General features: G+C 60.4%; 24 protein-coding genes. 9 read left to right on the forward strand and 15 right to left on the reverse strand.

Features of this window, described 5'->3' with window-relative positions:
- Positions 1–125 precede the first annotated feature (125 nt).
- From BHD08_RS10150 to sdhC, 4 genes are read right to left on the reverse strand one after another with little or no spacing between them, the layout of a single operon-like run.
- Positions 126–830, reverse strand: a complete 705-nt coding sequence (locus BHD08_RS10150; protein ID WP_003302396.1) for a succinate dehydrogenase iron-sulfur subunit — start codon at positions 828–830, stop codon at positions 126–128.
- A 10-nt stretch (positions 831–840) separates the two neighbouring features.
- Positions 841–2,613 carry a succinate dehydrogenase flavoprotein subunit gene (gene sdhA, locus BHD08_RS10155; RefSeq protein ID WP_015277278.1) on the reverse strand — a complete coding sequence of 591 codons (1,773 nt, stop codon included), beginning with the start codon at positions 2,611–2,613 and terminating at the stop codon, positions 841–843.
- Positions 2,614–2,616: 3 nt separating this feature from the next.
- Entirely contained in the window at positions 2,617–2,985 is a 369-nt protein-coding gene (gene sdhD, locus BHD08_RS10160; RefSeq protein ID WP_015277279.1) for a succinate dehydrogenase, hydrophobic membrane anchor protein, read from the reverse strand.
- Entirely contained in the window at positions 2,979–3,353 is a 375-nt protein-coding gene (gene sdhC / locus BHD08_RS10165) for a succinate dehydrogenase, cytochrome b556 subunit (protein ID WP_015277280.1), read from the reverse strand. Before sdhC ends, sdhD begins: the two co-directional genes overlap by 7 nt.
- Before the next feature lie 361 nt (positions 3,354–3,714).
- Between sdhC and gltA the strand changes: the two genes are divergently transcribed.
- Positions 3,715–4,986, forward strand: coding sequence for a citrate synthase (gene gltA / locus BHD08_RS10170; RefSeq protein WP_003294794.1), 1,272 nt, complete (start codon positions 3,715–3,717; stop codon positions 4,984–4,986).
- A 203-nt stretch (positions 4,987–5,189) separates the two neighbouring features.
- On the opposite strand, the gene BHD08_RS23215 is transcribed toward gltA, so the two are convergent.
- Positions 5,190–5,441 (reverse strand): YkgJ family cysteine cluster protein, encoded by a 252-nt coding sequence (locus BHD08_RS23215; RefSeq protein WP_015277281.1) that lies wholly within the window; start codon positions 5,439–5,441, stop codon positions 5,190–5,192.
- A gap of 129 nt (positions 5,442–5,570) precedes the next feature.
- Here BHD08_RS23215 and BHD08_RS10180 point away from each other — a divergent pair, with 129 nt between their 5' ends.
- Positions 5,571–5,912 (forward strand): DMT family protein, encoded by a 342-nt coding sequence (locus BHD08_RS10180; protein ID WP_015277282.1) that lies wholly within the window; start codon positions 5,571–5,573, stop codon positions 5,910–5,912.
- 97 nt (positions 5,913–6,009) lie between these two features.
- A complete protein-coding gene (locus BHD08_RS10185; protein WP_015277283.1) occupies positions 6,010–6,291 on the forward strand; it encodes a pyrimidine/purine nucleoside phosphorylase in 282 nt (93 codons plus the stop codon).
- Between the two features lie 143 nt (positions 6,292–6,434).
- On the opposite strand, the gene BHD08_RS10190 is transcribed toward BHD08_RS10185, so the two are convergent.
- The 9 genes from BHD08_RS10190 to moaA form a co-directional block, all read right to left on the reverse strand.
- On the reverse strand, positions 6,435–6,728 hold the full coding sequence (locus BHD08_RS10190) for a flagellar protein FliT (protein WP_015277284.1): 294 nt from the start codon (positions 6,726–6,728) through the stop codon (positions 6,435–6,437).
- A 62-nt stretch (positions 6,729–6,790) separates the two neighbouring features.
- Positions 6,791–7,177: a flagellar export chaperone FliS gene (gene fliS, locus BHD08_RS10195; protein ID WP_015277285.1), complete on the reverse strand. Its 387-nt coding sequence runs from the start codon at positions 7,175–7,177 to the stop codon at positions 6,791–6,793.
- A 118-nt stretch (positions 7,178–7,295) separates the two neighbouring features.
- A complete protein-coding gene (gene fliD / locus BHD08_RS10200) occupies positions 7,296–8,714 on the reverse strand; it encodes a flagellar filament capping protein FliD (protein ID WP_125021988.1) in 1,419 nt (472 codons plus the stop codon).
- A gap of 68 nt (positions 8,715–8,782) precedes the next feature.
- Positions 8,783–9,142, reverse strand: a complete 360-nt coding sequence (locus BHD08_RS10205; RefSeq protein WP_125021990.1) for a flagellar protein FlaG — start codon at positions 9,140–9,142, stop codon at positions 8,783–8,785.
- A 78-nt stretch (positions 9,143–9,220) separates the two neighbouring features.
- Complete coding sequence (locus tag BHD08_RS10210) at positions 9,221–10,426, reverse strand: flagellin (protein WP_125021992.1); 1,206 nt, start codon at positions 10,424–10,426, stop codon at positions 9,221–9,223.
- A 409-nt stretch (positions 10,427–10,835) separates the two neighbouring features.
- Positions 10,836–13,211, reverse strand: coding sequence for an NAD-dependent DNA ligase LigA (gene ligA, locus BHD08_RS10215; protein ID WP_125021993.1), 2,376 nt, complete (start codon positions 13,209–13,211; stop codon positions 10,836–10,838).
- Between the two features lie 313 nt (positions 13,212–13,524).
- Positions 13,525–14,346, reverse strand: coding sequence for a cell division protein ZipA (gene zipA, locus BHD08_RS10220; RefSeq protein WP_015277290.1), 822 nt, complete (start codon positions 14,344–14,346; stop codon positions 13,525–13,527).
- A gap of 181 nt (positions 14,347–14,527) precedes the next feature.
- Positions 14,528–18,016, reverse strand: coding sequence for a chromosome segregation protein SMC (smc, locus tag BHD08_RS10225; RefSeq protein ID WP_125021995.1), 3,489 nt, complete (start codon positions 18,014–18,016; stop codon positions 14,528–14,530).
- 241 nt (positions 18,017–18,257) lie between these two features.
- Positions 18,258–19,253 carry a GTP 3',8-cyclase MoaA gene (gene moaA, locus BHD08_RS10230; RefSeq protein ID WP_015277292.1) on the reverse strand — a complete coding sequence of 332 codons (996 nt, stop codon included), beginning with the start codon at positions 19,251–19,253 and terminating at the stop codon, positions 18,258–18,260.
- Positions 19,254–19,425: 172 nt separating this feature from the next.
- Between moaA and BHD08_RS10235 the strand changes: the two genes are divergently transcribed.
- Together BHD08_RS10235 and BHD08_RS10240 are read left to right on the forward strand one after the other, a co-directional pair.
- Positions 19,426–20,277 carry an ion transporter gene (locus tag BHD08_RS10235; RefSeq protein ID WP_125021997.1) on the forward strand — a complete coding sequence of 284 codons (852 nt, stop codon included), beginning with the start codon at positions 19,426–19,428 and terminating at the stop codon, positions 20,275–20,277.
- Positions 20,278–20,395: 118 nt separating this feature from the next.
- Entirely contained in the window at positions 20,396–20,809 is a 414-nt protein-coding gene (locus tag BHD08_RS10240) for a CopD family protein (protein WP_015277294.1), read from the forward strand.
- Positions 20,810–20,911: 102 nt separating this feature from the next.
- Here the strand turns inward: BHD08_RS10240 and BHD08_RS10245 are convergent, their stop codons facing one another.
- The gene (locus tag BHD08_RS10245) at positions 20,912–21,391 is read right to left on the reverse strand and encodes a DUF2231 domain-containing protein (protein ID WP_125021999.1); all 480 of its coding nucleotides are present in this window, start codon (positions 21,389–21,391) and stop codon (positions 20,912–20,914) included.
- Between the two features lie 147 nt (positions 21,392–21,538).
- On the opposite strand from BHD08_RS10245, the gene coxB reads away from it, so the two are divergent.
- Genes coxB through BHD08_RS10265 form a run of 4 tightly spaced genes read left to right on the forward strand, consistent with a single transcriptional unit; the run spans position 21,539 to position 26,146 of the window.
- A complete protein-coding gene (gene coxB, locus BHD08_RS10250; RefSeq protein ID WP_125022001.1) occupies positions 21,539–22,429 on the forward strand; it encodes a cytochrome c oxidase subunit II in 891 nt (296 codons plus the stop codon).
- The gene (gene ctaD / locus BHD08_RS10255) at positions 22,426–24,951 is read left to right on the forward strand and encodes a cytochrome c oxidase subunit I (protein WP_125022003.1); all 2,526 of its coding nucleotides are present in this window, start codon (positions 22,426–22,428) and stop codon (positions 24,949–24,951) included. Before coxB ends, ctaD begins: the two co-directional genes overlap by 4 nt.
- Entirely contained in the window at positions 24,951–25,310 is a 360-nt protein-coding gene (locus BHD08_RS10260; protein WP_015277298.1) for a hypothetical protein, read from the forward strand. The genes ctaD and BHD08_RS10260 overlap by 1 nt, the downstream gene beginning before the upstream one ends.
- A complete protein-coding gene (locus BHD08_RS10265; RefSeq protein WP_125022006.1) occupies positions 25,301–26,146 on the forward strand; it encodes a cytochrome c oxidase assembly protein in 846 nt (281 codons plus the stop codon). Before BHD08_RS10260 ends, BHD08_RS10265 begins: the two co-directional genes overlap by 10 nt.
- Positions 26,147–26,149 lie beyond the last annotated feature (3 nt).

The following is a 26,149-nucleotide window of genomic DNA, read 5'->3' on the forward strand; positions in this document are numbered from 1 at the left end:
CTTTGTGAGCTGGGATTCCTACTAAAACTACGGCGCCGAGCTTCAACTTCGGCGCCGCAGGTGTAACGGGTAAAGCGATCCGGCCGTTCCAGGCTAGCGCATAACCTTTCCCGACCGGGGTGTCATCAGGTGCCGCTCTGCAGCAGCATGTTGCGTATGTGACCAATCGCCTTGGTCGGGTTCAATCCTTTCGGACAAACGTCAACGCAATTCATGATACCGCGGCAACGAAACACGCTGAACGGATCATCCAAACCAGCCAGACGATTCTCGGTTTCGGTGTCGCGGCTGTCGGCCAGGAAGCGATAGGCCTGCAGCGAAGCGGCTGGACCGAGGAACTTGTCCGGGTTCCACCAGAAGGACGGGCAGCTGGTCGAGCAGCAAGCGCATAGAATGCACTCGTAAAGACCATCCAGCTTCTCGCGATCTTCCGGGCTCTGCAGTCGTTCGATAGCAGGCGGCGGCGTATCGTTCATCAGATACGGACGCACTTTCTCGTACTGCTTGTAGAAGATGCTCATATCGACGGCCAAGTCACGAATGACCGGCAGACCCGGCAACGGACGCACGACCAGCTTGTTGTTCTTGACCACGGCGGACAGCGGCGTGATGCAAGCCAGACCATTCTTGCCGTTGATGTTCATCCCATCGGAACCGCACACGCCTTCACGGCAAGAGCGACGATAAGAGAAACCCTGATCCTGTTCCTTGATCAGAGCCAAGACGTCGAGAACCATCAGATCCTTACCATCGGTATTGACCTGAAAATCCTGCATGAACGGCTTTTCGTCCTGATCGGGGTTGTAGCGATAAACACTCACTTGCAACATATCGGCGACCTCAATAAGTCCGAACCTTGGGCTCGAATGCCGGAACGGTCTTCGGAGCGAAGTTCACGGCACGCTTGGCAACGCGCTTGTCACCCGGAAAGTACAGGGTGTGGCACAGCCAATTCTCGTCATCACGCTCTTCGAAATCTTCGCGAGCATGCGCACCACGGGATTCCTTGCGGTTCTCCGCAGCAATTGCAGTAGCTTCGGCAACTTCCAGCAGGTTCTGCAGCTCGAGCGCTTCGATGCGCGCGGTGTTGAACGCCTGGCTCTTGTCGGAGATCTTGACGTTGGCGATACGCTGACGCAGATCGACCAGCTGAGCGATACCCTTCTGCATGTATTCACCGGTACGGAATACACCGAAGTAGTTCTGCATGCAGTTCTGCAGTTCTTTGCGCAGCGGAGCGACGTCTTCGCCAGTGGTACGCTCGTTGAGACCGGCAAGGCGGCTCAGCGCGACGTCCAGGTCGGTATCGCTGGCGCCGCGATGCTCGATACCATCCTTGAGCGCCTTTTCCAGGTGCAGACCAGCAGCACGACCGAACACCACCAGATCCAGCAGCGAGTTACCGCCCAGACGGTTGGCGCCATGCACGGATACGCAAGCCACTTCGCCTACAGCGAACAGACCATCGATGATCGTATCGTTGCCGTTGGCGTCCTGGGTGATTGCCTGGCCATGAATGTTGGTAGCAATACCGCCCATCATGTAGTGGCAGGTCGGCACAACTGGAACCGGAGCAACGACTGGATCGACGTGGGCGAAGGTCTTCGACAGCTCACAGATACCCGGCAGACGGCTGTGCAGCACTTCTTCACCGAGGTGATCGAGCTTCAGCATTACGTGGTCGCCATCCGGACCACAGCCATTGCCGGCCAGGATTTCCTTGACCATCGAGCGCGCAACGACGTCACGACCAGCAAGGTCCTTCGCGTTCGGAGCATAACGCTCCATGAAGCGCTCGCCGTGCTTGTTGATCAGGTAGCCACCTTCACCACGGCAACCCTCGGTCACCAGCACGCCGGCGCCGGCAATACCAGTCGGGTGGAACTGCCACATCTCGATGTCCTGAACCGGAACACCGGCACGCAGCGCCATGCCAACACCGTCACCGGTATTGATCAGTGCGTTGGTAGTCGATGCGTAGATACGACCAGCACCACCGGTAGCGAGAACGGTAGCCTTGGAGCGGATATAGACGGTTTCACCGGTTTCGATGCAGATCGCGATGACACCGACAACGGCGCCGTCCTGATTCTTCACCAGATCAACCGCGTACCACTCGTTGAGGAATACGGTGTTGTTCTTCAGGTTACCCTGATAAAGGGTATGCAGCAGGGCATGACCGGTACGGTCAGCCGCGGCACAGGTACGAGCAGCCTGACCACCCTTGCCAAAGTCCTTGGACTGACCACCAAACGGGCGCTGGTAGATACGACCCTGCTCGGTGCGGGAGAACGGCAGACCCATGTGCTCGAGCTCGAACACAGCCTCTGGACCAACGGAACACATGTACTCGATAGCATCCTGGTCGCCGATATAGTCGGAACCCTTGACGGTATCGTACATGTGCCAGCGCCAGTCATCGTTCGGATCAGCCGACGCGATGGCGCAGGTAATGCCGCCCTGAGCGGATACAGTATGCGAACGAGTCGGAAAAACCTTGGTGACTACAGCGGTCTTGTGGCCAGATTGAGCCAACTGCAGTGCCGCGCGCATACCGGCACCACCACCACCAACAATGATGGCATCGAAGGAAAGCGTACGAATATTAGCCATGAATCAGATACCCCAAAGAATCTGCACACCCCAGACGAAGAAGGTGAACATGGCAATGCCACACACCGCCTGGAACAGGAAACGAACGCCGGTAGCCCACTTACCGATCGCCATATTGGTCAGGTAGTCAGTGGAAATCGTCCACATACCTACCCACGCGTGCACACTCAGGGCGACCAGCGCCAGCAGGCTGAAAATGCGCATCCAGTTAGCCGAGAACAACTCGTGCCACTGGGCGTATTCCAGACCCGGGTTCGCGATCAGATACCCAAGCAGAAACAGAAAATAAGCCGCAAGAACCACTGCAGAAACGCGCTGGGCCATCCAGTCATACAGGCCCGAACGCGAAAAGTTGGTGACATTGGTTACCATATCCACACTCCCGCCAGAACGATCAGCACCACCGAAACGGCGATTACGATTTTCGCGCCCAGCTTGCCGCCTTCCAGCGTCTCGCCATGGCCAGTGTCCATTAGCAGGTGACGCACACCCGCCACCAGGTGATACAGCAGCGCGGACAGCAACGCCCAGCTCACCAGCTTGGCCAAGGGACTACCCAGATACGCACGAACCTCCTCGAAGCCTTCTGGCGAAGACAGCGAGGTATCGAGCGCGAGCAGCAACAAGGCGATACCGACGAACAGGATGACACCGGATACACGGTGGAGAATCGACGTGTAAGCAGTGATGGGAAGTTTTATTGTCCTAAGATCTAGGTTTACAGGTCGTTGGCTTTTCACGGCTTTTTTTCACACTTGAGAGCCCCAGAACGCAGGGCAAAGTTGTTGGGAAGAGCACGCAGCAGTACCCGCTACCCACGAGTGACAACCTACAGAAATACCGCCTGTAAGGCCCCTGCCGGTCGGTTTCCGAGTATAAACAGTTAGGTCACTAATGACAATGTGGTGAAGTGCCACTAAAGGCTGATAGCAGCCTCTATATAAATGCCGTAAACAGTGCACCCAAGCTGTACGCATCCCCCTGCAGAGCCCTCTACGGCATGGGTTCGCGCAAATTGACTTTGCGATTTATCACACTATAGTGATGCGGGCCCTGCGTGGGGGGCCATGATGATTCCAAGCACAAAACAGGAGGCCATACATGGCTGACAAGAAAGCGCAGTTGATCATCGAGGGCGCTGCCCCCGTCGAACTGCCCGTTTTAACCGGTACCGTAGGGCCTGACGTAATAGATGTACGAAGCCTGACCTCCACGGGTCACTTCACCTTCGATCCCGGCTTCATGTCGACCGCCTCTTGCGAGTCCAAGATCACCTATATCGACGGCGACAAGGGCATCCTGCTACATCGCGGCTACCCCATCGAACAGCTGGCAGAGAAATCCGACTACCTGGAAACCTGCTACCTGCTGCTGAACGGCGAGCTGCCGACCGCCGAACAGAAGGCACAGTTCGTCAGCACCGTGAAGAACCACACCATGGTCCACGAGCAGCTGAAGTCCTTCCTTAACGGTTTCCGTCGTGACGCCCACCCGATGGCCATCATGTGCGGTGTGGTCGGTGCACTCTCGGCCTTCTACCACGACTCCCTGGACATCAACGACCCGCACCATCGCGAGATCTCCGCGGTGCGTCTGGTCGCCAAGATGCCGACCATCGCTGCAATGGTCTACAAGTACTCGATCGGTCAGCCGCTGATGTACCCGCGCAACGACCTGAGCTACTCGGAAAACTTCCTGCACATGATGTTCAACACCCCGTGCGAGATCAAACCGATCAGCCCGGTGCTGGCCAAGGCAATGGATCGCATCTTCATCCTGCACGCCGACCATGAGCAGAATGCTTCCACGTCCACCGTGCGTTTGGCTGGCTCCACCGGCGCCAACCCGTTCGCCTGTATCGCAGCCGGCATCGCCGCCCTGTGGGGACCGGCTCACGGTGGTGCGAACGAAGCCGTACTCACCATGCTGGACGAGATCGGCGACGTATCGAACGTCGAGAAGTTCCTGGCCAAGGCCAAGGACAAGAACGATCCGTTCAAGCTGATGGGCTTCGGTCATCGCGTTTACAAGAACTTCGATCCACGCGCCAAGGTCATGAAGCAGACCTGCGACGAGGTTCTGGGCGAGCTGGGCATCAACGATCCGCAACTGGATCTGGCCATGAAGCTCGAAGAGATTGCCCTCAACGATCCTTACTTCGCCGAGCGCAACCTGTATCCGAACGTGGACTTCTACTCGGGTATCATCCTCAAGGCCATCGGCATTCCGACCAGCATGTTCACCGTCATCTTCGCCCTCGCGCGTACTGTCGGCTGGATCTCCCACTGGAAGGAAATGATCGCCTCCGGCCAGAAGATCGGTCGCCCGCGCCAGCTGTATACCGGCCACACCAAGCGCGACCTGCCGCGTTAAGCGACAATTCCGTGCAACGAGAAAGGCTGCCCTAGGGCAGCCTTTTTTGTTTCTTCGCGAGCATCAGCAGCAAACCCTGGATTGCCGACAAAAATCCTCGCCGGCGAATCCTGCCCAACCGCCACTGATTGAAACATTGCCTAGCTGGCGGCAGCATCGCCCACATCATAGCGTCGGCACGCCTCACCTCCAGCGGAAGGCCGCTACGCCGTCTCCTGCTCCAGCCAGCCCAGCAAACGGATTGCCTCATCCCTGCCTTCACCGCAGCAGACAGGGTCTGCTGCAAACGCAGCGCATACAGCAGGCCGCCGTGGATCACCAAACAGCGAGCATAAAAAGCCAGCGTCCAATTGAACACACCGCTCCCCAGCACGCTTGCCATGCGGCATGCCGGGTATGGACGAACTGATCGAGGGGGCGATGCAGCAGGCACCGCAACCAGGGCGACAATCCATGAACTGCCACTCATGAGAAAAACGGGCGGCGATAATAATCCGACCGAATTGCAGACACCAGATGGCCATTGCGCAGGGCTGCGACCGGAAATAGGCTAGCGCGTCGTCATTTTCGAGCACACACCCACCATGCCTGTTTGGTTGCAAACCGCCGCCCTGCTCTGCTGCTCCAACCTGTTCATGACCTTCGCCTGGTACGGCCACTTAAAGAGCCTGAGCGGCAAACCCTGGCTCATCGCCGCGCTAATCAGCTGGGGCATCGCATTCTTCGAGTACATGCTGATGGTGCCGGCAAACCGCATCGGCTACACGGAGCTATCGATAGGCCAGCTGAAGATCATGCAGGAAGTAATCACCCTCATGGTGTTCATCCCTTTCAGCGTGCTGTACATGCAGCAGCCGTTGAAGCTGGATTATCTGTGGGCGGGATTGTGTCTGGTCGGCGCTGTGTACTTTATCTTCCGCAGCTAGCAACGCGCCCTAACACCGATACGCAATCAGCCAGGTGACGCCAGCACATGCGCTTGGGCATACTGGCGACCCTTTCAAATCCCTTCAAGGAATCTCGATGTTCAAGGTCAACGAGTACTTCGATGGCACCGTCAAATCCATTGCCTTCGACATGGCAGAAGGCCCGGCCACCATCGGCGTGATGGCACCAGGCGAGTACGAATTCGGCACTGCACAGCTGGAAGTCATGCACGTAGTTGCGGGTAGCCTGGACGTGAAGCTGCCGGGAGCCGATGCCTGGGAAACCTTCGCAAGCGGCAGCCAGTTCACCGTACCGGCGAACAGCAAGTTTCAGCTAAAGGTCAAGATGGATACGGCTTATCTTTGCGAGTATCGCTAAGGCGAACGAGCACTGCTGAGGCGCTAGCCAGGTGGATGAACGTTGCGCCATCCACCTTCAGCGAAGAACTTTGGAGGCTTAAGCATCGCAGCCCTCTCACCCCCTGAACGTCACGAAAGACAGAGCGACTGGCGCCCCAACCATCAGCCCAACGGTTTATAGGCCTGTGTCACCTGCTTGCCCTGGCTCAACTTGGTGAGCTCCTGCGCAAGCCGTTCGCGCTCCGAGCGTCCCGCCGTTTGAAGCTTGGCGTATACCTCGGCCATAGCCTCGATCTCTGCACGCAGCTCGGCGTCCGCTGCATCCTCATCCTGTAAAGTCGCAATCAGAGCGCTGCAGTCATCATCCAGAGCGGCGATCACTTCCCAGTCATCATTGGCTAGCGCTTTGCGCAACCGCTCGGTGAAGTCGGCGAAGAGTAGCGTTTTCGAAGTCATACACTCTCCAGGTCGATCAGCGCCGCTAAACGCGCTATAGGCTGAACTGGATACATGATAGATCAACCCTTCGGAGCGATCTGATCCCAGGCGAGCTTGATCTCGCCAAGCAGCCTGCCAACTTCGTTGAGTTTTTCGATGTCGTTTTCTTTGTTCGCCTCGAAAAGACGCATCGTCATGTATTCGTACAAACGATCCAGATTCTCCGCCAGCTCACCACCAATGCTCTTGTCCAAGGCATCACGCAGCCCGCCCACAATGCCCAGTGCCTTTCCGATCAGTACGCCCTTCTCTGCGAAGGCCTCGCGCTCCATCGCGCCCTTGGCCTGAGCGATACGATCCAGCCCGCCCTGCATCAGCATCTGGATCAAACGGTGCGGGTCGGCGTCATTTACCTGGGCCTGAACACCTACCTGCTGATACTGCTTCATTGCCGACATTGCGTACATTTGGATTAACCCTGCCACATCAAGTACATGCTCTAGTTATCGGTCGATGCTGACGGGACTTGAGCGAGCGGCGCAAACAAAAAAGCCGCCCACAAGGCGGCTTTCTGTACCAACTGAATCATTTCTTGGAGTTATTCGCAGCCCAAGGCAGATTCTCCAGCGAAGCCAGGAGGCTCGACGACGTGCTAGCCATCTTTCCCACCAGCGCATCCATCGCATTGAACTGCTTGTAGAGACGGTCCTGCAGTGAAGTGATACGCCGATCCAGATCCACTTTCTGTTTATCAATCTTGGAAATTGTTTCGGTCATCACTTTGTTGCGCTGCTCGAGAATTCCGCCCGTTTGCGTGTATGGCTTCAATTTCTCGTCAAGACGCGTTGCAAGACCTTTTTCACCGGCGAACAACTCTGACAGCTCAGCGAAGTTTGCACTAACAACTTTAGACAGCTTGTCGCTGTCGACTTTTAACGTTCCATCTTTCTGGGTCGTCACGCCAATATCTGTAAGCGCACGAATACCGCCTGACCCCTGAACCGAAACGAGTTCGTTTCGTATGGTATTCAACAACGTTCGAGCAGTCGCATCGCCGACCAAAGCCCCCGTCACCGGCGCCTTGCCTTCACCGACAGAAGTCACTTTGGTCTGTGCGTTGATCACACCGATGAGCTTGTTATATGCATCGACAAAAGACTGAATCTGCTTTTTGACTCCGGCCTCGTCGAGCGTAACACCGACCGTGAGCGGCTCTTTTTCATCTACCAAGCCTTTCAATTCCAGAGTCACGCCTTCGATCGTGTCATTAATGGAATTGGTCTTGCGGGTGACAGTCAGACCATCAATGGTAAGCACAGCGTTCTGCGCCTGGGTGATGACACCAGCAGATCCATCAGCACCGGGCTTATTGGTGCCGCCGGCAAACGCAAGCTGGGAAAGGTTGCCGGTCGAGCCTTCATCCACTGCTACAGTGATGTTCTCATCCTTGCCGGTAGTCGAACTACTGAGCACAAGCCGGGATCCGGCATCATCAGTCACGATGGTGGCAGAAACACCTTTATCCGCACCGGCCTTATTGATGGCATCCCGAATCCCAGCGAGCGTGTTATTGCTCTCATCGACTGTTATCGGCAACTCGGAATCACCGACACTGATGCGCATAGTACCGGTGCCTAGCGCGACTGGATTCGCAGCGTCGTTTTTAAAAGCCTGGAGTGCCACCTTACTACCGGAGGCAAGCTGCGAAACCGCGACCTTATAGCTTCCCGCACCGGCAGTTACGCCTGCCTTTACCGAAAGCAGATCCGCGTTCGAAGAAGAAGCAGCACGAGCCTTGAACACTTCAGGCTTGTTGAGATTGCCCAGCGCAGATTGAAACTCGGTGATAGCGCTCTTGAGCGCACCGATAGCTGTGATGCGCGTGGTGGTCTTCGACTCCAGCGTTTTGAGCTGCGACTCTTTAGGCGCACGTTCGGCCGCCACCATGCTTTTGACAATGCTATCGATGTCGATACCGGAACCAATGCCCGTTACGCCCGCCATAGCCACACCTCGTCAAAAAAAATTGCGTATCGTTAACAAACGAACTGACGAATCAAGATTCGTGCCGCTCACGCTTTACCCTCAAACAGAAGACTGCGCATTTCGTCCAGCCGCTCGGCAAGGCGTAGGAGTTCTTCCGACGGTATTTGCCGCACCACCTTGCCCGATTCGCCATCGACAACCCGAACGACCACCTCGCCCGACGAATCGTCAACACTGAAGCTCAGGTCGCGCTGCAGGTTCTGCACTTGCTCACGCAGTCGATCGACTACAACGCCGACATCCTCAGAACGCCCCGTGCGACCCTCATCAGCCTCACCATTGTTCCGATGATCGGACGACGAAAACCCAGACTCCGAACGGATGCTGGGTAGCGTGGCTACTGTGGGTGATGAAAGCGTGATTCCTGCCATTTTCCCGACGTCCATGATTCACCTCGTAAATGAATCGATGGGGAAGTAGCTGAGCCACTTCCCCATCCTTTGCGCCGCCCCTGCTTTCTGCGATTACTGCAGCAGGCTGAGGACTGCCTGCGGCAGCTGCTTGGCCTGGGCCAGGATCGCGGTACCGGCCTGCTGCAGAATTTGGTTCTTGCTCAGATTCGCGGTTTCTGCGGCGAAGTCGGTGTCTTCGATGCGACCGCGGGCTGCGGAAACGTTTTCGGAGATGCTCTGCAGGTTGGCAATAGTGTTGTCGAAGCGGTTCTGCACGGCACCGAGGTCGGCACGCTGCGAGTCAATCATTTTGATCGCGTCATCAATGACGAGCACTGCCGCCTGCGCCCCAACCGCATCGCCGATGTCAATTGCCTTAACAGTGCTATCAGCCGCTGCAACTTTTGTAGCTGCATCAAGATCCACGTCTGCAGCAGTCGGGGCAGTAACGCCGGCTACGCTATTAACATCGAACTCGACATTTGTTACCAAAGCACCATCACCGGCTGCATTCGATTTTGAAACAATCTGCCATGCCTCATCGGCATCCTTCTGGATGCTAACGCCTAAATTGGCATCGTTAACCGCAGCAGCAAATTTAGCCATTACTGCATCTGCATCATCTGTAGCTTTGACATCGAACTCAACTTCAACCGGGTCAGTCACACCATCCACGGTAATCGCCGCTTTCAGCGTGCCGCCTACGAATGTGCCATCGGTCGCGAGGGCTAAGCCAGCATCATCAAACTCGGCCTTGTAGTACGAGCCACTGAGCGAGGCAGAGCTCATTTTGTCGATTCCCACGCTGATAATCTCGTTCGCGGCCGCACCCACTTGAAAGCTCGCAATACCGAATGAGCCATCCAGCAATTGGCGACCGCCGAAAGTCGTGGTGTTGCTGATTCGATCAAGCTCTTTCTTTAGCTGACCGACCTCGGAGTTCAACGCCTCACGCTCGGAACCGCTGTTCGAACCGTTGGCCGACTGCAGGGCCAGGTCACGCATACGCTGCAGGATATTGGTGGACTGCTGCAGGGCGCCTTCAGCGGTCTGAGCCAGGGAGATACCGTCGTTGGCGTTGCGAACCGCGACGCCCAGACCGTTGACCTGACTGGTCAGGCGGTTGGCGATCTGCAGGCCGGCGGCGTCGTCCTTGGCGCTATTGATGCGGCTACCGGTGGACAGGCGCTGCATGGAAGTGGCCAGCGCGTTGGACGAGCTGTTCAGGTTACGCTGGGTGTTCAGCGAAGGGATGTTGGTATTGACGGTAAGAGCCATGGTGTTTGCCTCCAAGGGCGCTAGTTACTTTGGTTGCCTGAGCTTGCGACTCCGGGCCGGCTTAGGTCAGGCACCCATTGAGTTCGCATTCGATTAGCTTATCGGCGCCGTTTGGGTTGGCTTTAGGGCAGGTTCGAACTTTTTCTTGACCCCGGTACCGCTCCAACGCTACGCCAGCATATCCAGACTGCGGACTTGCTTGACCAGCTTTTCGGGTGGAGGCGGGAAAACTTTAGGAGGATGACCGAAGCGGCCTCAGAGGAGCAGTGAACGAAGGGAGATTCGTAGGATGTTGTTGGGCTTTGGGTGAGCCCCATCGCGACCAAGGCCGCTCCCAGGAGTTTAGTGACACATTTGGGAGCGGGTTTGCCAGCGATGCTCGCCGGGATGAGCTGTCATGCGTTATGTGCTATGTGTTTGTCGAACCAAGCTGAGCGAGGCGTTCGAGGAACTGCGCTTCGTCGAGCACCGTCACACCGAGCTCATTGGCTTTGGAGAGCTTCGAGCCGGCGCCAGGGCCCGCTACCACGCAAGCCGTTTTGGCGGACACTGAGCCTGCGACCTTCGCCCCCAACGCCTCCAGCCGCGCTTTTCCTTCGTCACGACTCATCGCTTCCAGCGTTCCGGTCAGTACCCAGGTCTGGCCGGCCAGCGGCAGGCCTTCGGCGGCTTTCCTTTCGCTTTCCCAGTGCATGCCGAACTCGCGCAGCTGGGCTTCGATCAAACGGGCGCGTTCGGTGTTTTCGGGTTTGTCGAAGTAGTCGCGCAGTGAGCGTGCAGCCTTTTCGTTAAGGCGCTCGACCTGACGCAGGTCGAGCCAATCAGCCGCGATGATTGCGTCGAGGCTGCCGAAGCGTTCTGCCAGACGCTGGGCGCCGGTGCGGGCGATATGGGGGATGTTGAGCCGGTCGAGCAGATCGGCCAGCGTTGCGCAGGCGGCGAATTCCGGGTGGACGTCGCCCTCCTCCTGCGGTTCGACGCCACGCTCACGCAGCAGCGCAATGACAGTGCGATTGTGCTCGTCCTCGAAGAAGCTGTGGATCTCGTGGGCGACTTCCAGACCGATGTCGGGCAGGTAGACGAGCACGTCCGGCAGTGCCCGGCCGATTCGGTCCAGGGAACCCAGAGCGCGTGCCAGCAATTTGGCGGTTTCCTCACCGACGTCCGGGATGCCGAGCGCATAGACGAATCGCGCGAGGCTCGGCTTGCGACTGGCACCGATGGCATTGAGCAGGTTGCGCGTGGATATCTCGGCGAAACCCTCCAGTTCAATGACCTGCTGGTGAGTCAGGCAGTAGAGATCCGCCGGCGAACTGACCAGCCCCTTGTCGACCAGCTGCTCGACGATTTTGTCGCCCAGACCGTCGATATCCATGGCGCGGCGCGAGACGAAGTGGATGATCGCCTGCTTAAGCTGCGCCTGGCAGGCAAGGCGGCCCACGCAGCGGTAGATCGAACCTTCGCTGACCGATTCACGGCCCTTGCTGCGCTTGATCAGCTGGGTGCGCTCCACGGCAGAACCGCACACCGGGCATTGCTCTGGCACATGCACGGCGCGGGCATCGGTCGGGCGACGTTCGGCGATCACGCCGAGAATCTGCGGGATGACGTCACCGGCGCGGCGCACGATCACCGTATCTCCGATCATCACGCCCAGGCGGGCCACTTCGTCCATGTTGTGTAGCGTCGCGTTTGATACGGTGACGCCGGCAACCTGCACCGGCTTGAGCCGTGCGACCGGGGTGATCGCGCCGGTACGGCCGACCTGGAATTCCACGTCGAGCAGCTCGGTTATTTCTTCCCGCGCCGGGAACTTGTGCGCGATGGCCCAGCGCGGCTCGCGCGCACGAAAACCCAGTTCGCGCTGCTGCGCAACGGCGTTGACCTTGAACACCACACCGTCAATTTCGTAAGGCAGCGCATCGCGCTTTGCACCGATGGCGTCGTAATAGGCGCGACATTCGGCGACGCCCTTGGCCAGCTTCAGTTCGCGACTTATAGGCAGACCCCAGCTTTTCAGCGCTTCGAGAATCCCGATGTGCGTACCCGGCAGCTCACCATCGCTGCGACCGACGCCGTAAGCGCACAGTTCAAGCGGCCGGCTGGCGGTGATTTTCGAATCCAGCTGGCGCAGACTGCCGGCTGCGGCGTTGCGTGGGTTGGCGAAGGGTTTGCCGCCGCTTTCCAGCTGTCGCGCATTGAGCGCTTCGAAGCCGGCCTTGGGCATGTAGATCTCGCCGCGCACCTCGAGCACCGCCGGCCAGCCGCTGCCATGCAGCTTGAGTGGGATGTTGCGAACGGTGCGCACATTGGCGCTGATGTCCTCGCCAGTGCTGCCATCGCCGCGGGTAGCACCGCGCACCAGATGGCCGTTCTCGTAGAGCAGGCTGACCGCCAGGCCGTCGAGCTTGGGTTCGCAGCTGTACTCGACCACCACGCCAGCACCGAACAGGTCGCCTGCCGGCAGGTCGAGACCTTCGCGCACACGACGGTCGAAATCGAGCAGGTCCTGCTCCTCGAAGGCATTACCCAGGCTCAGCATAGGCACTTCATGGCGTACCTGACCGAACGCCGCCAGCGCCGCACCGCCGACCCGCTGGGTTGGTGACTCGGGTGTCACCAGCTCCGGGTGCTCTGCCTCGAGCGCCTTGAGTTCGTTGAACAGGCGGTCGTACTCGGCATCGGGAACACTGGGTTCGTCGAGCACGTAGTAGCGGTAGTTGTGGGCGTCGATTTCGCTGCGCAGTTTGGCAATGCGCTCGGCGGCGGTTTGGGCGGAAGGCATAGGACGAAGCCGTGACTGGGGCTGTGCTGATTCAGACCGCATCAGCGCGCCTTGGTTGATAGGAAAGGCGTCGGATTCTAGCCGAATGCACAGCCAAAGGCAGGTTTGCGGAAGCTGATTGGAGCGGACTGGGCGGAACAGGCTAACGGGACGACTGCTCTGAAGCGAAGTGCCGGTGGCTAAAGCTCAGCCCTAGACACCGACCGAAGCCACCCTACAGCGCTCTGCGCAGCGAGGCGGCAGACAAGACAAATGAAAGGAGCCTGCCCCCAACAAACGCAAAACCGGGCGCGAGGCCCGGTGCGGTGAAGTATCAACGTTGCTTGATGGTCATCTGTCGGCGTTCGAACTCGACGATGCGCTGGCGGTAATGCTCGATGGTTTGGGCGGTCAACACGCTGCGCTGGTCATCCTTCAGCTCGCCGTTGAGCTCTTGGGAGAGCTTGCGTGCAGCAGCGACCATGACATCAAAGGCCTGCTTGGGATGGCGCGGGCCAGGCAGACCGAGGAAGAAACTCACTGCCGGAGTGGTGAAGTGATCGATATCATCCAAGTCGAAGGTGCCGGGCTTGACCGCATTAGCCATGGAGAACAGCACCTCGCCGTTACCGGCCATGCTCTCATGGCGGTGGAAGATATCCATCTCACCGAAGCGCAGGCCGCTTTCGAGAATGTTCTGCAGCAATGCGGGACCACGGAAACCCTGAGGGTCGCGGCAAATAACGTTGATGACGAGCACTTCCTCGACAGGCGCAAGCTCTTTGTGCGACTGCTCTTTCTCGTCCTCATCGTCACCCACAACAGGATCGAGCAGCGTTGGCACGGGCTCGTCGGTATTGAGCTGAAGATCGCCCTGGAAAGGTTCGTCCTGCCGGCGTTTCTTGCCGGATTCGCGAGCGCTCATGGCAGGCATGTCGCCTTCATCCAGGGACGGCTCATGATCGCGATTCACTACGCGTGCGGGGCCTAGTACTTCAGGAGAATCGTCGGCATCGGGAAGGTTGGAGAGGCTACGGTCCAGCTTGAACTTCAGCTTGCCCTTGCCGCCACGCATGCGTCGCCAGCCGTCGAACAGAATGCCGGCGATGACAATGATGCCGATGACGATCAGCCACTCGCGCAGACCGATATCCATTAATGCATTAACCTCTGAATTCGATGATAAAGACGCAACGAACGGCCCCTTGGGGCCGCTTCAAGCGCATCGCAAAAATTGTGCTCTAAGCTAGCACGACGAACGGTAACTTTGCACCGTGCGGTAGTTCTCTTTTTATGGCCTTCCTCGTATCAAAAATGCTCAAACACGCGGCTTAATCCTAGGCTTCGGCGAGTGCAACGGCCTGTTCGACATCGACTGCCACCAGCCTCGAGCAACCCGGTTCATGCATGGTTACACCCATCAACTGGTCGGCCATTTCCATGGCGATCTTGTTGTGAGTGATATAGATGAACTGCACTTTCTCCGACATCTCCTTCACCAGCCGTGCATAACGACCAACGTTCGCATCGTCCAATGGCGCATCGACTTCATCGAGCATGCAGAAAGGCGCCGGATTCAGCTGGAAGATGGCAAATACCAGCGCCAGCGCCGTCAGTGCCTTTTCTCCACCGGAAAGCAGGTGAATGGTGCTGTTCTTCTTTCCAGGCGGTCTTGCCATGATCGCCACCCCGGTATCGAGTAAATCTTCCCCGGTAAGTTCCAGATAAGCGTTGCCACCACCGAAGACTTTCGGGAAAAGCGCCTGCAGGCCGCTGTTGATCTGATCGAAGGTTTCCTTGAAACGATTACGGGTTTCGCGGTCGATCTTGCGGATGACGTTTTCCAGCGTATCCAGTGCCTCGACAAGGTCGTCGTTCTGCGCATCGAGATAGCGCTTGCGCTCCGATTGCTGCTGGTACTCGTCGATCGCGGCCAGGTTGATCGGCCCAAGACGCTGAATGCGCTGGGCGAGGCGCTCCAGCTCCGCTTCCCAGCCTTGCTCGCTGGCGTCGGCCGGGAGCGTTCCCAGTACGCCGTGCAGGTCGTAGCCATCCTCGTGAAGCTGATCCTGCAGCGCCTTGCGCCGGACGCTCAGCCCCTGCCAGTCCAGTCGCTGTTGTTCCAGTTGACCGCGCAGCAGCTGCGCCTGCTGCTCGGCCTGAGTGCGCCGCTTTTCCGCATCACGCAACTCGCGATCAGCATCTTCCAGCGCCAGGCGTGCATGCTTGAGTTCCTCTTCGACGCCCATCCGTCGTTCTAGCAACTCCTCGAGCTTCATGCGCAGCTCTTCGAGCGGCGCCTCCCCCTCTTCCAGATTCAGCGTAAGCTGCTCGCGGCGCTCGATAGCCCGCTCGAACTGCTGCTCCAGCCGCTCCAGCGCCTGGCGCGTAGATTCATGCTGCGCCTTGAGCGAACCGACTCGAAGCGCCAATTGATGGGCATGATCCTTCTGCTGACGTGCGTCCTGACGAATACGGTCCAGCCGCTCGCGAATACCGTCACGACTGGCTAGCAGCGTCTCGCGCTGCTCGGCGTCATGAGCCATCGCATCCAGCGCGTCCTGAAGCTGCAGGCGCGCCTCGCCCAGTTGCTCGGTCTCGATCTCGCGCCGGTCCTGCTGTTCGGCAAGCTCTTCGTCCAGGCGTTGGCGGCGCAATCCAAGTTGCTCCAGCCGTGCTTGCCCGGCAGACAGCTGGGCTTTGAGGTCACCCTGTATCCGCGCCTCTTCCTGCTGCCGCCGGCGCTGTTGTTCGCGTTCCTCTTCCAGGCGGGACTGGGCTGCGCGCAATTCGGAAATACGCTCTTCAACCACTGCCAAGGCCGCTTCACGTTCGTCGCGCTCGGCCAGTAACCGCTCCAGTTCCTGGCCGCGTGCAAGCACACCCGATTCCGCCTCACTGGCCCGGCGCACACGCAGAAAATGCTGGCCGACCCAATAGCCGTCACGACTGATCACGCTTTCGTCTTCACCGAGCGCTGCGCGTGCGGCCAAAGCCTGCTCCAGCGAGTCGACAGGACGCACGCGCCCCAGCCAGGGTGAGAGATCCAATCTTGACTCGACCAGATCAAGCAGACTGCCAGGGCGGCTCACATCGCCCTGGCGCGGGCTGACCAGGCGTAAATCCCCCTGTTCGAAGCCAGCAAGATCGATAGCCACGAACTCATCGAGCAATACCGCATTTACGTCGCCGCCGAGCACCGTTTCCACGGCCAACTCCCAGCCGGGCTCGACGCGCAAGCCCTCGACGAGGCGCGGACGGTCCGCCAGACCTTGCTCCCGCAGCCATTCGGCGACGCCCTTGCCTGGGTCCATCGCAGCCTGCTGCAACGCTTCCAGCGAGGCGATGCGGCCATTCAAGCGCTGCAGTTCACCCTGCATCTGTTGCTGCGTTCGGGTCGCCTGCTGCAACTCCTCACGCAGCTGCTCAAGACGTTCATTGAGGTCTTCGGCGGCCGCAGCAAGCGCCTCGAGATCGAGTTCGCTGGCTGCGAGCTGCTCACCAAGCTCAAGGATCGCGACGTCTTCGGGATCGGCAGCCAGCAGCGCGCGCTCGTCGTCCAGGCGACGTTGACGTTCGGCCAGGCGCTCCAGGCTCTGCTCCAGTTGCTGGATGCGCGACTGCTGCACTTCCGCCGCGCGACGCGGCTCGGCGCTGTGCTGATTGAAACGCTCCCACTGTTCCTGCCAGGCCTGCATGGCCGCTTCGGCCTCTTCCAGCTGGACCGCGGATTCCTCGGCGGCGGCTCCGGAGAGCTCCTGCTCGGGCTCGAGCATCGCCAGTTCCTCCCCGAGGGCGGCGAGCAGAGTGCGATCGTGGCCAAGGTGCGATTCGGTTTCCAGCCGCGCCTGCTCCGCCTCGCGCAGATCGTCCTGCAACTGGCGCAGGCGCTGTTGGCCGTGCTGAATGCTCTGCTCGACGCGGGCGATGTCACCGCCAACCGAATAGAAACGGCCCTGCACCTGATTGAAGCGCTCGGAGAGCTCGTGGTGGCCGTCACGCAACCGCTCGATGCTCGCATCGGCGCTGCGCTGCTCGGCCACCAGCGCTTCGAAGGCGACCTCCTGATCGCCGATGACCTGCTCGCGCTGGCCGACCAGCTCGTTCAGCGCTTGCCAGCGCAATGCCGAAAGCTGCGCCTTGAGCTGACGCTCTTCAGCCTTGTATTCCTGATACTTCTCCGCCGACTGCGCCTGGCGGTGCAACCGCTCGAGCTGGCGCTCCAGCTCTTCGCGCAGATCGGTCAGCCGAGCCAGGTTCTCGTGGGTGCGACGAATGCGGTTCTCGGTTTCGCGCCGGCGCTCCTTGTACTTGGAGATGCCAGCGGCTTCTTCGATGAAGTTGCGCAGGTCCTCAGGCTTGGCTTCGATCAGCTTGGAGATCATGCCCTGCTCGATAATCGAGTAGCTACGCGGTCCGAGGCCGGTGCCGAGGAAGATGTCGGTGATGTCGCGGCGCCGACACTTCACGCCGTTGAGGAAGTAGGTATTCTGCGAGTCGCGGGTCACGCGGCGGCGGATGGAGATCTCGGCGAAGGCGGCGTATTCGCCGGTCAGCGTACCGTCGGAGTTATCGAAGATGAGCTCGATACTCGCCTGGGTTACCGGCTTGCGCGTATTCGAGCCGTTGAAGATGACGTCGGTCATCGACTCGCCACGCAGGTTCTTCGCCGAGCTTTCGCCCATTACCCAGCGCACGGCGTCGATGATATTGGATTTGCCGCAGCCGTTCGGACCGACGACCGCCGCCATGTTGCTCGGAAAGCTGACTGTGGTGGGGTCGACGAAGGATTTGAAGCCGGCGAGTTTGATGCTCTTCAGGCGCATGCAGCCAATCCTTGGCAGTCAGCATGGGGACGAACAAGCGGAGTCGCCGTGAACATCGAAAATCCTGGCATCAAATGGGTACTGGCAAGAAGCCACGGAGTTTATCACGCCGACTAGCCCGCCTCGCAGCGCGGCGGCGCACAGAAACGCCTCTCCCGAGGCGCAGCGCCGCCGGATAACTATGGCGACACAAACATGGAGAGAATGAAACGCTGACCAGTGAGCCAGAGGCCGCGCGCTATCAGCCGCCGGTCATGCTCATGAAACGCACCACCTGAACCTGTTCGTCGGTGCGGAAATGATGCTTTTCCGGTTTGAGCTGCAGCGCATTCACCAGAGCATTGCGCAGGCGCTCACTGTCGCCCGGATGACGCCGCATCAGGCTCTTCAGGTCCAGTGCACCCTCATGCCCCAGGCAGAGCACCAGCTTGCCCTCGGCGGTCACGCGTACTCGGTTGCAGCTGCCACAGAAGTTGTTGCTGTGCGGCGAGATAAAGCCGATCTGCGTTTCGCTGCCTGCCACCTGCCAGTACCGCGACGGGCCGCCGGTAGCGTGGCTGCTGCGCACCAGCGTATGCCGCGCTTCGATCCGCTCACGGACTTCGTCGCTGGAGCAGAAAGTAATCTGCCGCTGATGACTGGAGACGCTCCCGAGCGGCATCTCTTCGATAAAACTGATATCGAGGCCGCGCTCGATAGCGAAATCCACCAGATCGAGGATCTCGTCGTCGTTGCGCCCCTTCTGCACCACGCTGTTTAGCTTGATCCGCTTGAAGCCCGCGCGGCGCGCGGCCTCGATGCCTTCGAGCACCTGATCCAGTCGGTCGCGACGGGTCAGCTCGGCAAAACGGTCGCGTTTGAGTGAATCGAGGCTGATGTTGAGACGCTTCACGCCAGCGGCATGCAACGCCGGCGCCAGGCTAGGCAGCTGCGAGCCGTTGGTGGTGATGGCCAAATCTTCCAGTTCTTCGCGCGCGCCCAAGCGCTCCAGCAAGCCGGTCAGACCCTTGCGCACCAGCGGCTCGCCACCCGTCACGCGAATGCGTTTGACGCCGAGACTGATGAACGCATCGGCCACGGCATAGAGCTCTTCGAGGGTAAGAATCTGCGCACGCGGAGCGAAGACCATGTCCTCGCTCATGCAATAGGTACAGCGAAAATCACAGCGGTCGGTTACCGACAATCTCAGGTAGGTGATGCGCCGGCCGAATGGGTCGACCAACTGGGAATCGGGCATTGCACTCTCCAACTGCTGGCTGCGCCTGTATTCAGACTATGCGCTAACTGTGATTCAGGCAAAGTGACGTTACCAACGGCATGCGACCAGCGCGGCGGCACGACATGCAGCCAGGCTGCTGCGGTGCTTTAATGGCCCGCTTTGGCAGCACTCATGCGAGAGACCACGGCGAATGGATAACGATTCCCTGAAGGCGATGAGCTGGCGCGAACGGCTATACGTCATCATCTTTTTCACCAATACCCCGGCCGGCAAGCGCTTCGACACCTGGCTCCTGGTCATCATCCTGGCCAGCCTGGTGGTGGTGATGTTCGACAGCATCGCCTCGTTCAATGAGCGCCACGGCGAGCTGCTGACCAATCTGGAGTGGGCCTTCACGGCGATCTTCGCCGTGGAATACCTGGTGCGCATCTACACGCATCCCGAGCCGCGCAAGTACATCTTCAGCTTCTACGGTGCAGTCGATCTTCTATCGGTGCTGCCGGCTTTCATTGCCCTGCTGTTGCCCGATGCGCAGTACCTGCTGGTGGTGCGCATCATCCGCATGCTACGGATATTCCGCGTACTCAAGCTCACGCCCTACCTGAGCCAGGCGAACTTCCTGCTGGTGGCGCTGCAGGGCAGCCGGCAGAAGATCATCGTCTTCCTGCTCAGTGTCACCACGCTGATCATCGTCTACGGCACGCTGATGTACGTGATCGAGGGGCCCTCCAACGGCTTCACCAGCATCCCGATGAGCATCTACTGGGCGGTGGTCACGCTGACTACGGTCGGCTTCGGCGACATCGTCCCGCACACGCCGCTGGGCAAGGCGTTGGCGACAGTGGTGATGATCACCGGTTATTCGATCATCGCCGTGCCGACCGGCATTTTCACCGCCGAGCTGGCCAATGCCATGCGCCAGGACAGCCTGCGCCACGCCTGCCCAACCTGCGACAAGCTCACCCACGAGCCCAATGCGGCGTTCTGCAGTCGCTGTGGCACGCAGCTGTTCGAGCGCCCTGACCGCGGCGCACCGACCTGATGTAGCGCGCCGGCGCACCAGCGGCGCTCATCCGCCGCCGCTTCGCCCGCACCGACGAACTGCCCGGAAGCGGGACTGTCACATCCTCAGATTCGCATCAGGCAGGATGGAGACCGGCATGCCCTTGCTCAAACTGCTGCACTTTGCCGCCCTGCTCTGCTGGTGCGGCTCGCTGCTCTATCTGCCGGCAATGATCGCCGCGGGCACCAAGCGCAGCGATCAACTCTTCTACCGCGACCATGCCCACCTCACCCGCATGGTGTTCACCCTGATCAGCACGCCCGCTGCGCTGATCGCCATCGGCTCCGGCACGGCACTGTTCCTGCGCGACGGCACCCTGGCCGGCTGGCTGATCATGAAGCTGACGATGGTGACCGGCATGGCGCTCTGTCATGCCCTGTGCGGCGTTCTGGTCCTGCGCATCGAACGCGAGCCGGAGCGTGGCGTCACATACCAGTGCATGGCCCTGGGTGTGCTGGTCCCCGTATTGATCGCCCTGACCCTCTGGCTGGTGCTTGCCAAACCCTTCTGACTCAAGGAACGACAGCCTCGCATGACCGACTGCCCGGCCCGCCTCGACCCTCCCCATTCTGCCTGCTCGAGCCGGCCGTCCCTGGCAAGCCGTGACGAAGACTCAGGGCGCCTGCTGACCGTCGAGATCCACGCCGACGGCATGTTCGTAAACCAGTCGCCCGCCGAGAAAAGCAGCCAGCGAGATCAGCACGGCAGTCAGCAGCGAAAGATAGAGCCCCCACATGGCATCGCCATCGCCACGATCCATGCCCTGATAGCGCAACAGCCAGTTCAGCGAAGCCAGCGAAAGCATCATCACGGCGAGTATCGCGTGGCACCAGGCGGTGACCTTGCGGCGAATCTGCTGCACGGAGAGCAGATCGATCACGCCGGCAATGCTGGCAATCCAGCCGCCGATGGCGCCCACGCCGGAAAGCCAGAGGCCGGCGCGCCACCAGAATTCGTCGAGCGTCCAGAAATAGGCGAGGTCGGCCGGCACCAGGCCGATCAGCGCGGCGACGGGGAAATGAATCATCATCGGATGCAACGGATGGCCGGCAATGGCGGCGTTACTGTTGATCGACTCGCGTTCTGTGGCCATCCGGCCCTCCCAGGCACTGTAGTGAAACGGGCCGCCCGGTCATCGAGACGAGGCGGCAACCCTTTCAAATGGACCACGCTGGCGCTGGCAGTTCCTTTGCTGACTGCATGCGATGGGCCGCAGTCAGCCCTCTCGCCCGCAGGGCCAATGGCCCGCGACGTGGCCAATGTCTGGTGGGCGATGTTCGGTTTCTCCGTGCTGGTACTGCTGGTGGTGAGCGCGCTGTGGATTTACGCCATGCTGCGGCGCCCGCAAACCTATAGCGATGAGCAGGCCCTGCGGATCAATCGACGCTGGATCATTGGCGGCGGTCTGATCCTGCCCACCGTCAGCATCATCGCCCTGCTGGCTTTTGGCATTCCCACCGGGCGCGGCATGCTGCCGTTGCCCGTCGAGGGCGAGCAGCCACTACGCATCCAGGTCATCGGTCATCAATGGTGGTGGGAGGTGCGCTATCCGGAAAGGGGCGTAGTGACGGCCAACCAGTTCATCCTGCCGGTGGATCGGCCAGTAGACGTCGAGGTGACCAGCGCCGACGTGATCCACTCGTTCTGGGTGCCACGCCTGGGCGGCAAGCTGGACATGGTGCCGGGGCGGACCAACACCCTGCGCCTGCAAGCCTCGCAGGCCGGCGTGTTTCGCGGACAATGCTCGGAATTCTGCGGCAGCCAGCATGCCCACATGATTCTCCATGTCGAAGCGCTCGAGCCCGACGCATTCGCCAGCTGGCTCGAAGCCCGCGCCGGGCGAGAACACCAGCCGCCCAGCGGCGCCGCCGGCCAGGTGTTCGACGAGCGCTGCGGCCAGTGCCACCGCGTCGCCGGTGTCAGTGACGGCAACCGCGCCCCGGATCTCAGCGACCTGGCGACCCGCCCGACGCTGGGCGCGGGGGTGATTGCCAACGACGCCGAAGGCCTGCGCCGCTGGCTCAGCGATCACCAGAGCCTCAAGCACGGCATCGCCATGCCACGTCACGACGACATTCCCGAAGAAACCCTCGGCCAGCTTGCCGACTGGCTGGAGACCCTCGCGCCATGACCCCGACCCGAAACAATGGCGCCGCTACCGACCTCGACCAGCTCCACGATCAGTTCGACGAGGTGTGGGGCAATCCGCGCGGTTGGCGCGCGCTGACCATCGTCAACCACACCAGCATTGGCCTGCGCTTTCTGGTCACCGGTGCCTTCTTCTTCCTGGTTGGCGGCCTGCTGGCCATGCTCATCCGCACCCAGCTCGCCCTGCCCGGCTACGAGCTGATGGAGCCGGACGTCTACAACCAGGTCTTCACCATGCATGGCACGGTGATGATGTTCCTCTTCGCCGTACCGATGATGGAGGGGCTGGCGGTCTACCTGATCCCGAAGATGATCGGCGCCCGCGATCTGGTATTTCCGCGGCTTTCCGCCCTTGGCTATTACTGCTACCTGTTCGGCGGGCTGATCCTGCTATCGAGCATCTTTCTCGATGTCGCGCCCAAGGCCGGCTGGTTCATGTACACGCCGCTGTCCAGCTCGGCGCACACGCCGGGGGTCAATTCGGACTTCTGGCTGCTGGGCATCACCTTTGTCGAGATTTCCGCAGTATCCGCCGGCGTCGAGCTGGTGGTGTCGATCCTGCGCACCCGCACCAACGGCATGGCGCTGCACAAGATGCCGCTGTACGCCTGGTACATCCTAGTGATGGCGATGATGATCGTGGTCGGCTTCCCGCCGCTGATCCTCGGCTCGATCCTGCTGGAGCTGGAGCGCGCGGCGGGCATGCCGTTCTTCGATGTCGCCCGCGGCGGCGACCCGGTGCTCTGGCAGCATCTGTTCTGGCTGTTCGGCCATCCCGAGGTGTACATCATCTTCCTGCCTGGCGCCGGCATCGTCTCCACGCTGATTCCAGTGTTCTGCCAGCGCCCGCTGGTGGGCTATCGCTGGGTGGTGCTGGGCGTGCTGACCACCGGCTTCATCAGCTTCGGGCTGTGGGTGCACCACATGTTCACGGTCGGTATCCCGCAACTGGCTACAGCCTTCTTCTCGGCGGCGAGCATGTTGGTGGCAATACCCACCGGGGTGCAGATCTTCGCCTGGCTGGCAACGCTCTGGCTCGGCAAGCCGGTGTACAGGGTGCCGATGCTCTGGTTGGTGGGCTTTCTCATCGTTTTCGTCGCCGGTGGGCTGACCGGCGTGATGCTGGCGCTGGTGCCGTTCGACTGGCAGGTGCACGACACCCATTTCGTCGTCGCGCACATGCACTACGTGCTGGTGGGCGGCATGGTCTTCCCGTTGATGGCCGGGCTTTATTACTGGCTGCCGCACTTTTCCGGGCGCATGCCGTCGGAAAAGCTCGGGCGCTGGGGCTTCTGGCTGTTCTTCATCGGCTTCAACGTGACGTTCCTGATCATGCACTGGACCGGCCTGATCGGCATGCCCCGGCGCGTTTACACCTACGACACCGGCCTCGGTTGGGACATGCCCAATCTGGTGTCGTCGATCGGCAGCTTCATCATGGCGGCGGGTGTCGCCACCATCCTGCTGGATATCATCCTGCACTTTCGTTTCGGCATTCCGGCGCCGAAGAACCCGTGGAAGGCCGATACGCTGGAGTGGGCTACCAGCCTGCCACCCAGCGCCTACAACTTCGTCAGCCTGCCCGACGTGACCGATCGCCATCCACTATGGAAAGACCCGGACCTGCCCGACAGCATCGCTCGTGGTGAACATGCGCTGACGGTAATCGACCACGGTCGGCGCGAGACCTGGGGCAGCGATCCACTGACGGGCAAGGTCCGCGAGATCATTCATCTGCCCGGCAACAGCTGGCTGCCATTCATTGCCTCCGTGTTCCTCGCCGTGCTGTGCCTGAGCCTGCTGAACAAGGCGTACATTCTTGCAATCGTGGCGACCGTTGCCACGGTGGTCGTACTGCTGCGCTGGTCCTGGGAAAACGGCGCGCACCCGGCAGCTGCTCCGGACGCTCATACGCAGCCAGGCGAGCCACCGCTGCACTCGCGCACCTTCGACGGACCGGGCCTGTGGGGCATGGGCGTGACGCTGCTGGCCAACGGCGCGCTGTATCTGTCGCTGCTGTTCGGCTGGTTTTATCTGTGGACCGTTTCGCCGCAATGGCAGGTGCCGGACAGCGGGCTGAATGGCTGGCTGATGCTGGCCAGCGCGCTGTTGCTGAGTGCCGGCACGCTCTGGTTGCACCGGCTGATCAAGCGCTTGCGCGCCGGCATACATCACGGCCTGATGGGGCAACTCGCCCTGATCGCGCTCGTGGCATTGCTGCAGTCGGCCATGCTGCTCTGGCTGATGCTATCGGCCGGGCTGGCACCGACCGAAACGGCCCACGATGCAGTGATCTTCGTGATGCTGGCGTACAACCTGATTCATTGCACGCTGGCAGCCGTACTGACCGCTCTGCAAGCGTGGCGGGTAGCCATCGGTTACGTAGGCGACAAGGCGCCGTATGAGCCTGTCGTGGTCGAGCAGCTCTGGTACTACAACCTTGGCGTGCTTTGGGTCAGCTATGCCGCCATCGTGTTGTTTCCTGCCACCTGGGGAGGTGCCTGATGAAGTATGCGCGAACATCGCCCTACCATCCGGTGCAGATCCCGATCGGACTGATCATCTGGAGCCTGTGGTTCGTCGCGATGTATGGCGGCCAAGCGGTGATCTGCAAGCTCAGCCCACCCGACCCAGCCCAAGGCGTGTGGAACTGGCTGAATGGCAGTCTCGGCGTGCTGACACTGCTTACGCTCGGATTACTGTTGTGGATGGCGCGCTACTTCTGGCGTCTTTCGCGCGCACCGGCGCAGCTGAACGAACGCCAGCAGTTCGTCACCAAGATTGCCGCCGGCATTCACTTCATCGCGGCGCTGGCGACCCTGTTCGTCGGCATTCCGCTGTTACAGATTCCGCCATGCCTGTGACCCGGCTTCCGCTGCGTTGGGCTGCTATTACGCTGGCCGCGATCGTCCTGCCGGCGCCGGCCCATGCCCACGGCCTGTTCGATGCCCACCTGCTGGACCGCGCACCGTTGCTGCTCACGGCGGTGCTGGTCGCGGCAGCCTGGCTGCTCTATGCGCTGGGCGCCCGCAAGGTGCCGCCGCGGCGCAGCGAAGCCCTCTGCTTCCACAGCGCCATGCTGCTGGTTGTGTTTTCCGTGTTCGGCCCGATCGACGACTGGGCGGAAAGCAGCACCAGCTGGCACATGACCCAGCACATGCTGTTCATCATCGTGATTGCGCCGCTATGGGCGCTAGCCCGCCCGCTGCCGCAATGGCGCGGTGTAACGGGCCGCTTCGCACAGCCTGTATGGACCGGCATTCTGCGTGCCGGCCGCTATCCGACGCTGCTGGCGCTGCTGCATGGCGCGATCATCTGGATCTGGCACACACCGAAGCTCTACGTGCTGGCGCTGGACAACCTCTGGTGGCACGCCTTCGAACATGCGTGCTTTCTGTTCACCGGCTGGCTGTTCTGGTGGTCGGTGCTGCGCGTCAACCCGAAGCAGGTACCACAGGCGCTGATGGCGGTACTACTTACGCTGATGCACACCGGCCTGCTGGGCGCCCTGCTCACCTTCGGTAGCGTTTCGTTCTATGGAGAAGGCCGCGCGGTGGAGGACCAGCAACTCGCCGGGCTGATCATGTGGGTGCCGGGCGGGCTGATCTACCTGATCGGCGGCGGCTGGATCGCCTGGCGCTGGCTGACCCGCATGTGGCGACGCCAGCAAACGGGTACTGCCCGGGAAGAGCTGGGCTGAGGC

Source organism: Pseudomonas sp. SCT, from assembly GCF_003864275.1.
In the GTDB taxonomy this organism is placed as follows: Bacteria; Pseudomonadota; Gammaproteobacteria; order Pseudomonadales; family Pseudomonadaceae; genus Stutzerimonas; species Stutzerimonas stutzeri_AE.